This window comes from Chryseobacterium sp. CBTAP 102 (assembly GCF_003201365.1).
Lineage (GTDB): Bacteria > Bacteroidota > Bacteroidia > Flavobacteriales > Weeksellaceae > Chryseobacterium > Chryseobacterium candidae.
In genome coordinates this window covers 197,249-211,870 of the sequence record NZ_QICX01000004.1, presented here as the reverse complement: position 1 = coordinate 211,870, position 14,622 = coordinate 197,249, and the positions used below count along the sequence as shown (strand labels likewise).

Genomic DNA, 14,622 nt, shown 5'->3' with positions numbered 1-14,622 from the left:
TTGTCCCATATGATTATTGTAAAACCTGCTGGTCATAAAGAAGATTGTCGTCTTCATCAAAGCTTATGATCAACACTTTATATTGTTTTGCACTGTCATTATTAAAGAATTTGATTCTTGGAGGAACATAGTCGCTGTCAAATAAATTAGGATTCCAGTACAGTGTTTCGCGGGTATCATTTTCAATTTTTTCCGGAGCATCGTCATCTATCATTTCAATAGGGAATTCAGAAGGTTTATCATATCCTTTGATGATGGATGAGTTGTTCTTCCTCGTTTCTTTTTCATTACTTTTAGATTTCATATTCCCCTTCATCGTGTAGATGGCTACGGCATCACCTATTAATCCGGATCCTTTAATGATTTTTACCATCGCAATATTATTAACCGGAAGACTGGAAATCATGGTAGGATCGGTAGGTATTTCATCTAAAAATAGTTTAGCTTGCTGGCCTCGGATATAAGGTACGCTTGCTCCTGAGTTGTTTTTCTGAAATGTTAAGCCCGCAGCTCTTCCCTGCAGCCAGTCTAAAATATTGCTTGATCCTGATATATGCTGATCTTCATTAACGAAATCAAATACAGTTGAATTTAAGGAACTGAACATTCCGCTGGACAGCTGTTTTTCAAGCTCTGCTTTCGGATCTTTCTTTTTTCCTACTAAAGCTATTGCCTGGATTTGTATATCATTACTTTCTTTCTTTTTAATGTTTTTCTGAGTGTTGATAGCTCTGGAAATTGTTGAAGGCAGGTTTTTATTTTTGTCCGTTTTTACCAATGTATATTGAGTTGCCGGGAAATTGCCTTTAAATTGAGAGGGAGTAACTAACGGTTCTATGGTGACATATAAATCATCATTTCCTGATTCTTTATCTTCTGAATTGACAAAGGCTGTAATTTCCAGCGGTTCATCATTATTGAGGTTATTTAAATAAATATATCCGTTTTGATCTGTTTTGAATTGGCTGAATGCAGGCTGGTTTTGGCCGGATTTTGCTAATAAATTGACATTCGTATTGGGCAGAAGAGCATTGTTTTTAATGGGTTTTACCCTGTAAGAAAGGTATTTTTGTGACGGGGTTTTAATGATGGGGGCGGTTCCGCTGAGTACTGAACTCCAGTCGAATCTTTTCCAGTTTTCAGAAATAAGCAGAGCGTCCAAAGCTTCAGTATTGGTATTCTTGGAGAAGTATTGGGCCGGGCTGTCTATTCTTGTAGTAAAATCTCCCGTTAACCAAAGTGCGCTCAGAATATTATCTGCTTCCGGAGTTTGAGCCCCGTTATCTTCACTTACCAAAACCGTATAGTTTTTGAAATAAGATTCCGGAGAAAGATCAATACTGTTGAAAGCTCTTGGCGTTGTTTTTAAGCTCTGACCTACTATTTCCGCTTTCTCAATCTTTAAGTTGCCAGGTTTTATAAAACAAAGCCTTTGTGCAGCCACATTATCCTGTTCATCAAAAATAACCAATTGCAGAATACCATTAGCACCATTACTGATTTTCGTGGGAATAAGACTTGATGCTTCATTGGTCAGATGGTTGATATTGGCTCTGTAAGCAAGATGATTATTGATGAGTCCGATAATTTTATAACCCTGAAGCTGTTGTTTTAGATTAACACCTTTTAAGTTATACTTTATCCCTTCTTTGGAACTTGAAACTTCTATATTCAGGCCGCTGTCTGCAACTTGTGGCAGATCTATTGTTTGGCTTTTTCCTGTATTATCCTGAATAATGGCCTGATATTTCTTTCCTGATGCCGGAGTTATCTTAAAAGAAGTAACATTTTTATCAAAAGACTTGAATGTGGTAACAGCAGTGTTGGGATTTTGGCTGTCTATAATTTTTCCGGACCAGTTTTCCGGCAGCGAAGAATTGGAAGATAACCTTACCGCAAATTTTGTAGGCATACCGTTAATGAAAGTTCCGCCTTCCGGAAAAACTTTGGCAGACCAATCGGAGCTTTTTGCAATGACCAGGGATTCCAAAGAGTTTGGATTATAAACCGGAATTGTTTTGACAATTTGGAAATCTTCATTAAAATTGGTCATGTAAGGAGTATAAGCTCTTACAAAATATACCTGTTCAGGAAGATCTTCTTTCAGTTGAAAATCTCCGCTGCCTTCACCATTGGTAAGGAGTATTGTTTTCCAGTCTATTAATTTTTTATCAGAATTATACAGCTCAACAAACAGAGTAGTGGATAATGCGGAACGGTTATAACCGTCAAACACAAAACTTTTGAACCAAATCTTATCACCAGCGGCATATTGCGATTTATCGGTAAGAACATATACTTTTTCCTGTTCGTAATTATTCTCAAGATTAGTAATTGCTTTTTCTAATTTGGTTTGTGCCAGTACAGGCTGTACCATTGAAAGAAGCAATACACAGAACATATTTTTCATAGAAATCTCAGCGCATTTTAATTCTTTGCTAATGTAATCATTTAAAGGCTTCTGGAGTTGAATTTAATATGTTATTTCACAAGAAAGAAAATAGCTTGATGATGGTTTTCAGTTAAAAATTCATGCATGCATTGCCTGATGCTGTATGGCGGTTATCAGGTTGTAATTGTGAATTAAACAGGAACGTACTGTAAATTACGATTTTAGATATTGGAATTTAATCAATATTTAGTGATAAAAAATATTTTGAATGAATATTTTTATTATTTTTATAAAATAAACTAAAACATGAAAATATATGAAATTTATTCACATTCCCGAATTCAACCTGACATAGAACCTTAAAAAATCCTTTTCAATTTAAATGACAAATAAGCCTCATCTGATGAGAGGCCTGTATTTCTATGTACATCAGGATAGACATAATTAAAAATTGATACAAGCAAAATTAAGCTTAAATAAATCCTTAAATCCAATTATTCCTATGGAAAAATCACACAATCACACCCATGGCTGCACCCATTGCTCTTGCCACAATCCTGTTTTGGATGTTCTTAAAGAAGAACTTTTCAGTGCAGAAAATATGACAAAAATAAATCCGGGTTCCGGAAAAGCCATCCACGAAAAACCACAAACTCTGATGATAAGCGGAGGAATCATCCGTCCTATGATTGGAGGATCAACAGATACCGTTGAATCCGTGGGAATTGCTGATGGAAAAGTAGTGGTAACCGGTACAAAAGATCAGGTAGAAGAATATATGAAAGAGAACTATCAGGGATTTCAAAAAAAAGAATTAACCGGTACTCAAACTTTACTTCCCGGTCTGATAGAGCCTCACGTTCATATGGTTCCAACTGCAATGATGCAGGGCTGGCTGGATCTGAGTCCTTTTGAAGGACAGAATTTGAAGGCTGTATATGACTTGGCATCTGTGGGAACAATCATCAACAGTCACATTCCCAAAATTCCCGGGGCTGTTATTTTGGGCAGAGGATTGGATCCGTCTTTAATGCCTTTTAAGGAAAAAGAGGGCAAAAAAGAACTGATAACGATTGATAATGTAATACTTGATACCATTAATCATGATGTGCCCATGATGCTGTTAAGCGCCTCTATGCACACCCTTTATCTGAATACAAAGGCGCTGGAGTATGTATTTAATCATAATCCTGATATAAAAAGCGAGTATAAAACGGTTGACAAATATATCAGTGAGACAAAAGGCCAGCTGCAGGAAGGCTTACAAATGACTCCGGCACTGAAGACAGTAAAGCTTCAGATTATTGCGATGAGTATAGAGATTAATCGGTATCTTACCCATCTTTTCAATACTGCCAATTCAAGAGGAGTTACTTTTATGTATGATGCCGGGCTGAATAAAGGCTCAGAAATCCTTTTAAGCAAATATTTTGAAACTCACCCTGAACGGGTAAGAACAGGCGGGGCATATCTTTGTTCCAGTCAGGAAGATGTTGATCAACTGGAGCATTATAAAGAGCCGGAGCATTATAAACCTGTCTATTACGGTCATATCAAAGTAGTTTCAGATGGCTCTAACCAAGGTTTAACAGGATATCAGAGTACTCCTTATCTGTGCGATCCAGCAAACAATACCGGAGTATTTAATTTTCCGCAGGCAGGTATTCCTGCCCATACAATTCCGCCAGGCTATAATACATTAATTAATAGCGTGGTAGCTGTAAAAGGCTGGCCGCTAATGGTTCATGCCAATGGAGATCAGGCGGTAACATTTGCCATTAATGCGTATCAACGCAGTTTAGCTCAATATAGAGGTCCGGAGCTTCGTAACCGTATAGAACACTGTTCACTGCTGACGGCGGAGCAAATTACCAATATGCTTCAAATGGGAGTTTCCCCAAGCTTCCTTATCGGGCACGTGGGCTACTGGGGCTACGCTTTTAAAGAAGTGATCTTCGGTGAAAAGGCGCAAATGCTTGATCTTTGCGGTTCTACGCTTGCTGCCGGTATGAGAATTACCCTTCACAGTGACAATGAGGTAAGTCCATTGGGACCATTAAGAATGATGGAACAATCGATTACCAGAATCATGGAAAAGAATCCTAATGATATTGAAGTGTTGAACACTGCGGAACGTCTTACCCCGGAACAGGCTTTGATTGCCGTTACTTATGATGCTGCCTGGCAGTGTTATGCTGATAAATGGGTAGGTTCCTTAAATAAAGGCTTCTTTGCAGATTTTGTTATTTTGGAAAAAGACCCTCTTTCATTAAATACCCCTTCATTGCAATATATGAAAATGAGAGACATTCCGGTATTGGAAACCTGGGTGGGTGGAATACCTGTGTATATAAATGATAAAGTAACAAAATCTGTCACTGAAAAAGACATGCTTTTTTCAGATAATTCATAGCAGGATTTTAAATAATTGCTAATCAAATCTTAATCAGAGTAGAGAACCATCTACTCTGATTTTTGTTTTTATAGGGGGGATTTTATGAAGGGATTTTAGCAACTATTTATTATGTTTTGAATTCTGTTGAGCATTTTAGTTTGTATCTTTCCTTTTCTAATCCAGGAAAAAAGATATTGGCTAATGGAGCTGGATTCACATAAATTTAAAAGCCAAAAAAGAATGACAATAAATATCTATAGACCTGAAAACCCTGTACTAAAAAAATATATTGAATGCTTTTATATTCTCGAGCAGACCTCTGAAGAACCCTCTGCTGCTTATTTTACCTTTCCGAGTATCTATACCATTGTCACTGCCAGTGAGAAGACAGAAACCCTGGTCACCAAAAATAAAATAACAACCAGGTATTGCCAGTCCAACCCAATTGAAACAAACCTGGTAAGCGATTTTAATGAACCGGTATTGGTTAGCTATGAAGGCGTAATTAATGAAATTACTACCTACTTCAAGCCATTGGGGATCAATCCTTTTATACCGAATAATCTGAGATATTATTCCGAGGGGAGCTTTCCGGATTTTAGTCCATATGAGGATTATAAAGAAACCATGGCTGCTATTCTTTCCATAAAAGATCCTGAAGAAAAAATAAAGGCGTTGGAATCATATTGGCTTTCAAAATTTCGTCCCTTTGAAGATGTCCTGCTGACAGAAGTACTCACAGAAATGTTCCATACAGATAATATCAACCAATCTATGACGAAGCTGTCTTATGCAACGGGAAGGTCACGAACAACGATCAACAAACATTTTGATCAGCATATTTGTAAAACACCCTCTCAGTTCAAAAAAATCATCAGATTCAGGGCAGCAGTTCAAAGCCGGCTTGACGACAAAAACAGAGCGGGTTTGTCTTATAGTCTGGATTATTTTGACCAGTCACACATGATCAGGGATTTTAAAAAATTAACAGGTTTTACGCCAAAAGTCTTTTTTTCAAAAATAACAACACTTGAAAAAGGATTCATAAAATGGATGTTTATTTAGCAGGGTTTACAAAAATACAATGATGATGATGGATTAAGTAGTAACATTGCAGCTTAATCATGTCATTCAAAAGTTTATGAAGCCAATCCTAATAATACTTTTATTCCCGGTTTTTATTTTCGGGCAGAAAAATGGGTCAGCAAACCTTGCGAAATATATGCAGGCTCAGGTTGAAATAAATAATTTTAGCGGAGCTGTTCTTGTATCGAAAAACGGCCGGGTTTTACTAAAAAAAGCGTACGGTCTGGCAGATTATGAGTGGAATATTAAAAATACCATAGATACTAAATTTCAGCTGGCCTCAGTAACAAAACAATTTACCGCCACCGCTATACTTCTGCTGATTGAAAAAGGAAAACTGTCTCTTGATGATAAACTGAGTAAATTTTTACCAGATTACCCAAAGGCTGATAGTGTTACGATCCATATGTTATTATCACATAGCTCAGGGCTGGCTATGGGTTTTAAAGAAATAGCTTTAAGCTCAATGGATAAAGATTCCGCGTATGCCAAAATAAAGAAAATACCTTATGAGTTCTCCCCGGGAAGTAAAAGCGGATACAGCAATATCGGCTATTATTTATTGGCTAAGATCATTGAAAAAGTGTCGGGCGAGAAGTATGCTGTTTTCTTAAAGAAGAATATATTTGAAAAAGCAGGAATGAAGAATACCGGCGTTAGTAATAATGAATCGATTGTTGAAAAAAAAGCAAAGGCTTACTATCAGGCAGAAAGCGGGCTTATTCATAATCCCTTTATCAACTGGGAGATTAATGTAGGCCATGATGGTGTTTATTCCACGGTTGAAGATCTGGCCTTATGGGATAAAGCTTTATATGGAACAAATATTCTTTCTGCACAGATGAAGAAACTCATGTTTAGTCCATACGGAGCTGAAAATTGGGGCTATGGCTTTATAATCAATCCGTTTTACAATCACGGGCATCAATTAATTGCTCATGACGGAGGTTTTTTCGGGACAATGACTTCCTTTAACCGCTTTACAGACGACAAACTCTTCGTGACCGTACTTTCCAATAATGAATCATTTTCCTATATTATAAGTTATGGACTTTCCGCTATTGCATTGGGAAAAGAGGTGGAACTTCCTTACAAACATCACAGGGTTGAAATAAACCCCGATTTATATGATCAATATATGGGTAAGTATGATAAAATTGACATATTGAAAATTGACGGTAAGCTTTATTTTAACAGTGGGGAAATGGAACTCATCCCAGAATCTAAAAACAAATTTTTCAGGGCAGATAATAATGACAGAACCATTGAGTTTATTCCGGACAGTGCGGGCCTTTACAATTCTATAATTCTGACAAAAGGAGGCGTAAAAGAAGTTGTAAGAAGAAGTAAATAGCCCAAACGGTCTTGATGAATCAGGAGGAATATAAGTAATCTGTGTTTTATCATCAATCTGGTTGATGGGTATAAAGGAATAGAATTAACATTTTTATAAAATAGAATCGGCAGATCCAGGCATATGATGCCATAATTTTTTCTATATTTAGAGGAAGTTTAATAGGATATAGGTTTTAGTGATGTTTAGAAACAGGGCTTGTGTTTTTATTTTGCACGCTGCCTTGCCTGTAGATACCAATATAAAAAAAGACAATGCCGATAAACCTAATACCTCCGGACGGAGGCCTGTTATACAAAGAAACAGATATGACTCAGTTGTTCCCTGAGCCATTCAATGCAATAACTGCCCTGTTTTTTTTAGCCATAGCCGTTTTCTGGACGCTTAAATTGAAAGGTCATTACAAAGAATATCCTTTTTTAACCTACTGCCTGGTTTTATTATATATTGGTGCTATTGGGGGAACTGTTTATCACTCATTCAGGCAATGGCCGGTATTTATTATGATGGATTGGCTGCCTATTATGCTGCTCTGCCTTTCTGCCGGATTTTATTTTGTAGCGCAGAGTACCAGATGGTATTATGCGGTTGCAATGGTTCTGGGATGTCTGATACTGATGCTGGGTTTGAGAAACTGGATTCTGATCGGTAATCCTTCTCTTTTTATCAATGTCAATTACGCCATCATGGCCTCATTTGTAGTTTTTTCGGTACTAAGGTATTTAATCTATACCCAATGGAAAGCGGGCAAATGGGTAGGATTTGCCGTGTTGTCATTTGTTTTGGCACTCACCTTCCGCATCGCTGACAAATGGGAATGGTTCAGTTTCGGAACTCACTTTTTATGGCATACTTTCGGGGCGATAGCGACGTTTTGTATGTTTAATTATATCTATCTTACGCGGAATGTAATTGGGAAGAGATAGGTAGGTTTATTTTTATGTTGAGTAAGGTTGGGACTTTGAGCTGTCCAATAAGATTAGTTTCCTTTTAAAATGTTCCGAAACCGGAGACTTCGTAGAGCTGGTAATACACCTTCGTTGAAGTTAATTAAGCTATCAGAAAAAGAAGTAATTAGCGGTAAAGTTTACATTATATGTAAACTTATTTTTGTATATTTGTTAAGTAAATGTATGTATTAAATAAAATCACTGGTGAGAAACAGGCTGCAACAATAACTAAAATTGATGCTGCTGAAATTTCGCAAATTAATAAAACCAGGCGATTTGACTTTAATTGGAACAAAGAAAAAAGCTTTCATGTTTATAAATTGACAGCAGAAGATAAAGAAGAACCAATAGGTCTGTTATCAATCAATGAGCGGCCACAGGATTATGCTTTGGAAATCAGACTTCTGGCGGTCTCCAAAGAAAATGTTGGTCAATCGAAGAATTATAGCCGGATTGCAGGCTGTCTTATTGCATTTGCTTGCAGAGAAGCGTTTAAAAAAGGATTTGGAGGATATGTATGCTTAAAGCCAAAAACAAAGCTTGAAAAACATTATATACAGCAATATGGCTTACAGTCAACCAAAATATATTTGATCACTGAAGGAGAAAATTCATTACAATTAATTCAGGAATATTATGAAGACAAACAGGAAGGAAATTAAGGAAACAGATTTTTCAAAATTTACAGGTGAAGAACTTGCGGATGCTTTTGTCTTTCCTGCTGATCAAGTTTTGAATGCGAAGGAGAAAAAAGATGAGGAAGACTTCTGGGCAGCTCGCCGGAAACAATTTGACAATCGCACTCACAGTCAGAAAATGTATTCAAGATTGTTACAGCTAAAGTTTCAATTGGAAGACTATATAGATAGCAGCCAATATCTGGAAGCGCTTAGTTTTGGATTTTTTTTAAATGAGTACGTTAACAGACAAGACAAAAAAGATAAGGACTTTGCTGTTGAGGTGGATGTGAAGCCAGCTGTACTTAGCCAATATATTAATAATCATCGAAAGCCGACAGATGAGTTCATCATCAGGCTTGAATTACATTCCAACGGGCTGATTCCCGCAATAAGTTGGTTTAAGGTTATCCAAAAAAATAAAGAACATGAAATCATGACCAATCAGAAATTAAGAGAGGAAGAAAGTAAGCATGTTAAAAACAGACTTGGATTTGCTTATTAGCTTTCATTTGCTTAAAAAATCCCAACGAAATTGGGATTTTTTGTTGGGATTTCTGCAGTGGAAATTTGTGAGACTTCAAAGAATATTAGCGAATATCATAAAATATCTTCGACTTCAATCTCTTCAAACATTTTAACACCATTGTTAATCTCTGTTGATTCTAAAATTTGACTTAATTTAAAGTGTCTTATATGTCCATTTCTTAGAAGACAGTTTGCAACAATAAAAAAAGAATCTTCATTACTTTCTGGATCGATGTAAGGCTCCTTATATAATACTTTAATAGTCCGATTAGTTATTTTGTTAAATTTATCCCTATATTTTATAAAATAATATTCCTGTTCATGGAAGATATTTTCAGTGATGGGATGGAAAGATGTCTTATATCTCGGATATGCAGGGGCAAAGATTGTCGATTTTTCAATAAAATTTAATGAATAAAGATTGTCTATTGTATATGATGATGTCTTTTGTTTTACATAGTCAAATGCATTTATTTTGTAATAATAGTGATTGAAAATAATCTCTATAGGTCTAATAATGTTATTTATTACTTTATCAGAGCTATCTTCTAATTCTAATATGTTTTTCCCTTTCAAACTTGTAGTTAAGAAATTGTTTTCGTTAATTCCTATCATAATTTCCTCAATAACTTCTGTCTGATTAACAACAAATCCTAAAACTTTACTTGGTATTAGTTCTTCTGAATAGGATGAAGTTTTGGAATTATACCATTTACATTTAAAAAAATATTTAGATAAATCTTTTTCAATAGAGTCTAACTTAGTAGGAGAAAATTTTTTCTCCTCTTTATTTTTCACAATATCTATAATAGTCATTACTGGAGGTAGGAATTCAAGATGGTTATTTTCTTTATTTGTACGAATCCCATCTGAACTGTCAATAAAAATCTTTTTTTTATTGAGTTCGAAGTCTACACTTTTTAAACAAACCAGTTTATTCAAATACAAATTTTTCAAATACTCTAAATCAAAATCATCTATCTTATTAAATTCGTCAATATTTAAATAAGTTTCTGGAACATCAAGCCTTTTTAATTGTTCAGCTTTAATCCACTTATCTATATATTTTCCCTCTTTTGTAGAATAATAATAGCACCGAAGTTGAATTTCAGATTGTTTACCAGTTGAAGTATTGTATTCATCCTTATTCAGAATTTCTCCAACAATCATAATTGGAGGTGTCATATCTGCATTTGCAGCAATTTTAATTTTATGATTTGTACTTAAATAAGGATGATTTTGAAGACATACGAAATCTCCAATTTTAAACGAGATCATTATTAATTATTTTCATGGTTACTATTCCAAATATAAGAATTATTTCATATTTTTGAAATGCTTGCAAAAAGTAGTGTAATTACGTCTAGAATAAGATAAAAGATCTTTTTAGATTTACTTATAATAAGTGGGTTATAAGGTTAGCGAATTTCATCGAAGGCTCGCCGAAAGGACAGCCCGATAGAAAGGAAATCAGTAGCAATTTACTAAGAATTATTGAAACTACCAAAAGGGTAACTTTATTTATTAACTTTATCATCTTTGTCTTCATAATTTATCAGTATAACTATTAGCTCTGGGATTACAGTCTCTGCTATGCTTAATACTATTTCCACCAATTACGGAATTATCAATGACTCAATATTAATAATTTGGGTACTTATCTGAGCGAAAGCTGTATGTAGTTATAAAACGTTATTGACTTTTTGCAAGTATTTTTATGAATGAGAAACCTAGCTGGCTTAAAGAAAAAGGCTACTTACATATTTCCCCCTCTCTGAAAATAGGAGAAGAATGGCAAAATTACTACCGTAACATTATTAATAAAAATTTTGTTGCAAGATATGCGTTTTATCCACTTATTCATACAAATATAATCGATCGAAAATACAAGAAAGCAGATCCCGAAAAGCATAAAACTCAAGGTAGAAGGCACTGCCATGTGAACGAAAAAACAAGAAAAGCTGAAAAGTCAAACAAGCTTAGACCTTTACACTATGCTAGTCATATGGATGCTTTGATTTATGGATATTACAAAGAAATACTTGATGAGTTGTATGAAAAGAAGTTGAAGGAAAACCCCCAATTAGATTCTTCGGTAAACGCATATCGTAAAATTGAAATCTCGAAAGAAGATAAAAGAGGAAAAAGTACAATTCATTTTGCAAAAGAAGCATTTGACGAAATTAAGAAGAGAGGTAAAGGTGAAGAAGTTTGTGTTTTAACGTTTGATTTAAAAAGCTTCTTTCCAAGTTTGAATCATCAATTCTTAAAACAAAAGTGGAAGTGGCTTTTAGGTGTTGATGAGCTTCCGAAAGATCATTATAATGTATTTAAAGCTTGTACAAAATTTAGATATGTTCTGCTTGATGACTTAAGAGTCCAGAATAATCGAAATGGAAGAAAGTCGGGATTTGATGAATCAAAACTTGCAAAGATTAGAAAAGAAAAAGGATATAAATGCTTCTTTCAAAGTAACGAAGAATTTCGAAGAACAATTAAGGAGGGTAAATTACGTGTTTATAAAAATCCTTTTTACTCGAAGGATAAAATTAATATTGGAATTCCACAAGGTCTACCAATCAGTGCTTTACTTGCAAATTTGTATTTATACGACTTTGACTTGAAAATTATAACTGATCTTGTTGAAGAAAGGGGGGCATATTACAAACGATATTCGGATGATATTGTAGTAGTTTGCAAACCTAGTCAAGCAGAATTTATTGAGGAATATATTTATACTCTTGTGAAAGAAAGTAAAGTGAATATTAGTGAAAATAAAACTGAAAAATTTATTTTCAGGAATGTTATATATTCTCCAAAACATAACAATACAAGACTAGCATGTTTTAAGATTGATAAAAAAACTAACCTTGAAACGGAAACTCCATTATTATATTTAGGTTTTGAATTTAGAGGCTATAAAACTGTAATTAAATCGGCTAATTTATCAAAATATTACAGAAAAATAATTTCAGTTACAAAGCGCAAGTGTAATAGGGTTAAAAAAGTTTTAGATAAAAATCCAGAAGCAAAAAAAGCAATTTTTATGAATCAGGTTAAAAAGTTATATAATAAACCAGTAAAAAAAAATGATTCAGAAAGTTCTGAGAAAAAAAGTTTAAAAAGAAAATTTAGCTCATTAAAGAAAAATGATAGAGGTTTTTACGAATTTTCTCATTATGTACCTACAACCCCCAAAAAAGAGTCAAATTATTATTCTTATGTAAAAAGGTGTTGTTCAATTTTTCAGGAGGAACACTTTATGAATCAAATAAGGAAGAGAAAGCATATTGTATTTAGATGTATTAGTAAGCAGTTTAATTCATAACTACTTTAAAATTTTAAAAAAATATTACAAATCTTTATTCTGTAATATTTTTATGAATATTTATAACTAAATTTTAAACCCGAAATAAGAATTAATATGCCACCACAAAACATTCGAAGATTTCAAGAATCCATAACTCAAGAATTAAATGTTATCAATAATAGAGTTAGAGACCTAATAGGGGATGCTAATTGGGCCGAAGAGGGTAGATATAAAGAAGCTGTTTTAATAAAAGTTATTTCGCAATTTTTACCTTCAAATCTAAGAATTGGGACAGGTTTTATTGTTTCCAATAATGATCATTTAAATGGAACAGAAGGAACTATTTCAAAACAATTAGACATAATAGTATATGAAGAGAAAACTCCTGTAGTTTTTCGCGAAGGTGATTTTGTTATTCTTACTGAAAACTCAGTAAGAGCAGTTATAGAGGTTAAATCAGAAATTGAAAATTATAGCTCTACTAAAGATAATGCATTAAATAAAATCATTGAGAAATTAAATTTACTTCGAAATTTTGAATCATTTTCAAATCAGAATAATCGTAGAAAATTTATTGGAATTTTTTCTTTTAATTATAATGGAAATTTTCTTCACCATAGAATTAATGAAGCATTGACAGTTTCAAATGGTCTGGTAAATCATATTTCATTAGGAACTGAAAATTTTATAAGATATTGGGAACATACCGAAGGATTAATGCCTCCATTAAATAGAAATGGCCGTTGTTACATCAGATATAATTTGATTAATCTTTCTTTCTCGTACTTTATTTCTAATCTATTACATATAATTTCAGACCATGATCCTATAGAAAGATATTGGTTCTCATTTCCTATTGTAGGTACAAAAGAAGTACATAGAGAAAATGAACATATTATATATCTAGAATAGCAATAAAAATAATTAATAAGATATACTTGTAAATAAAATGTATAAGCAAAATATTAAACGTCAATTAGTTCCACGTTAAAAATATTACCAATTTTTTTTAATAATATCGATATATTTTTTCATATCAAAATCGAAGAGTTCTTGTATTGTAACATTGAGTTCTTTGCTGATTATGAGTAGAGTATCGTACCGAGGATTTGTATTACCCCTTTCTAATTCTCCTATGGTTTTTTTTGCATGCCCGGTTCTTAACCCCAGTTCTTCTTGTGAAATAGGTTTATTTGTCTCGGGATTTATAACTTTCTTTCTTAATTCAGAAATTCTATAACCAAGAGCTTTTTTACAGTTATTAAGTTCGGTCTCATTCATTAACTGTAAAATTCTAAGATTAGGTTTAAAATTTAGGATACTTATAAGTATCCTTTTTGTTTTTTTCTTACATTTATAAAAAAATACGAACAATGAAAAAAAGCAGAAACTTTAATTCCCGGTTTCGGGCAGAAAAGAAGAACTCCGGGTTGCAGCTGATGGAAACATTCTTTCAGTTCAATGAGCTGGATGTTTCCAAAGAAAGGCTCAGCAATATTATGAATTATGCGGTAAAGAGAAACAGCTGGATCCATGAAGATCCGGCGGTGATCTTTGAGTTTCACCAGTCGATGAGGTCGTTAATCCGGGCAGGCTATCTCATGATGCTGAAGGAAAGAAAATGGACGGTTGATGCCGGATCGGAAAAGATTTCCCCGTGGGTTCTTGGTCTGCTTTCGGAGAAGGAATACCGGAATCCTCTGCTGGTTTTCAAAAAAGCATTCAGCGCATACACCATCAAAGAATTTGATTACTTTATGTCCGGAATTGTCTATTTCTCTATGGGTGTCTATGAAAATTTGCCGGAAAGGAATATGGTGATGCCTTACATCCATACGGTGAAAATGTTGGATGCCGCACATCTTATTCTTCAGAGAAGAAGAGAAAAGAAAATGGCTGAGACCAGTTCAGAAGAAGATTGAGTGTAAAT

Annotated in this window: 12 protein-coding genes; 9 read left to right on the top strand and 3 right to left on the bottom strand. The window is 34.1% G+C overall.

Annotated elements, in window-relative coordinates:
* Positions 1 to 13 precede the first annotated feature (13 nt).
* Entirely contained in the window at positions 14 to 2,410 is a 2,397-nt protein-coding gene (locus C8D70_RS07805; protein WP_110366944.1) for a TonB-dependent receptor plug domain-containing protein, read from the bottom strand.
* 484 nt (positions 2,411 to 2,894) lie between these two features.
* On the opposite strand from C8D70_RS07805, the gene C8D70_RS07800 reads away from it, so the two are divergent.
* The 6 genes from C8D70_RS07800 to C8D70_RS07775 all read left to right on the top strand — a co-directional run bounded on the left by C8D70_RS07800 (position 2,895) and on the right by C8D70_RS07775 (position 9,359).
* Positions 2,895 to 4,805, top strand: a complete 1,911-nt coding sequence (locus tag C8D70_RS07800; protein WP_110366943.1) for an amidohydrolase — start codon at positions 2,895 to 2,897, stop codon at positions 4,803 to 4,805.
* Positions 4,806 to 5,027: 222 nt separating this feature from the next.
* Entirely contained in the window at positions 5,028 to 5,852 is an 825-nt protein-coding gene (locus C8D70_RS07795; RefSeq protein ID WP_181416105.1) for a helix-turn-helix domain-containing protein, read from the top strand.
* Positions 5,853 to 5,928: 76 nt separating this feature from the next.
* Positions 5,929 to 7,227, top strand: coding sequence for a serine hydrolase domain-containing protein (locus tag C8D70_RS07790; RefSeq protein WP_110366941.1), 1,299 nt, complete (start codon positions 5,929 to 5,931; stop codon positions 7,225 to 7,227).
* 254 nt (positions 7,228 to 7,481) lie between these two features.
* Positions 7,482 to 8,153, top strand: a complete 672-nt coding sequence (locus C8D70_RS07785) for a hypothetical protein (protein WP_110366940.1) — start codon at positions 7,482 to 7,484, stop codon at positions 8,151 to 8,153.
* A gap of 203 nt (positions 8,154 to 8,356) precedes the next feature.
* Positions 8,357 to 8,839 (top strand): hypothetical protein, encoded by a 483-nt coding sequence (locus C8D70_RS07780; protein WP_110366939.1) that lies wholly within the window; start codon positions 8,357 to 8,359, stop codon positions 8,837 to 8,839.
* A complete protein-coding gene (locus C8D70_RS07775) occupies positions 8,814 to 9,359 on the top strand; it encodes a helix-turn-helix domain-containing protein (protein WP_110366938.1) in 546 nt (181 codons plus the stop codon). The genes C8D70_RS07780 and C8D70_RS07775 overlap by 26 nt, the downstream gene beginning before the upstream one ends.
* A 95-nt stretch (positions 9,360 to 9,454) precedes the next feature.
* Here C8D70_RS07775 and C8D70_RS07770 read toward each other — a convergent pair whose 3' ends face one another.
* Complete coding sequence (locus C8D70_RS07770; RefSeq protein ID WP_110366937.1) at positions 9,455 to 10,660, bottom strand: hypothetical protein; 1,206 nt, start codon at positions 10,658 to 10,660, stop codon at positions 9,455 to 9,457.
* A 439-nt stretch (positions 10,661 to 11,099) separates the two neighbouring features.
* On the opposite strand from C8D70_RS07770, the gene C8D70_RS07765 reads away from it, so the two are divergent.
* Both C8D70_RS07765 and C8D70_RS07760 read left to right on the top strand, forming a co-directional pair.
* On the top strand, positions 11,100 to 12,710 hold the full coding sequence (locus tag C8D70_RS07765; protein WP_110366936.1) for a reverse transcriptase domain-containing protein: 1,611 nt from the start codon (positions 11,100 to 11,102) through the stop codon (positions 12,708 to 12,710).
* Between the two features lie 96 nt (positions 12,711 to 12,806).
* On the top strand, positions 12,807 to 13,604 hold the full coding sequence (locus C8D70_RS07760) for a DUF6602 domain-containing protein (protein WP_110366935.1): 798 nt from the start codon (positions 12,807 to 12,809) through the stop codon (positions 13,602 to 13,604).
* Positions 13,605 to 13,688: 84 nt separating this feature from the next.
* Here C8D70_RS07760 and C8D70_RS07755 read toward each other — a convergent pair whose 3' ends face one another.
* On the bottom strand, positions 13,689 to 13,973 hold the full coding sequence (locus C8D70_RS07755) for a helix-turn-helix domain-containing protein (protein ID WP_110367016.1): 285 nt from the start codon (positions 13,971 to 13,973) through the stop codon (positions 13,689 to 13,691).
* A 92-nt stretch (positions 13,974 to 14,065) separates the two neighbouring features.
* Between C8D70_RS07755 and C8D70_RS07750 the strand changes: the two genes are divergently transcribed.
* Positions 14,066 to 14,614 (top strand): hypothetical protein, encoded by a 549-nt coding sequence (locus C8D70_RS07750; protein WP_110366934.1) that lies wholly within the window; start codon positions 14,066 to 14,068, stop codon positions 14,612 to 14,614.
* Positions 14,615 to 14,622: the final 8 nt, after the last annotated feature.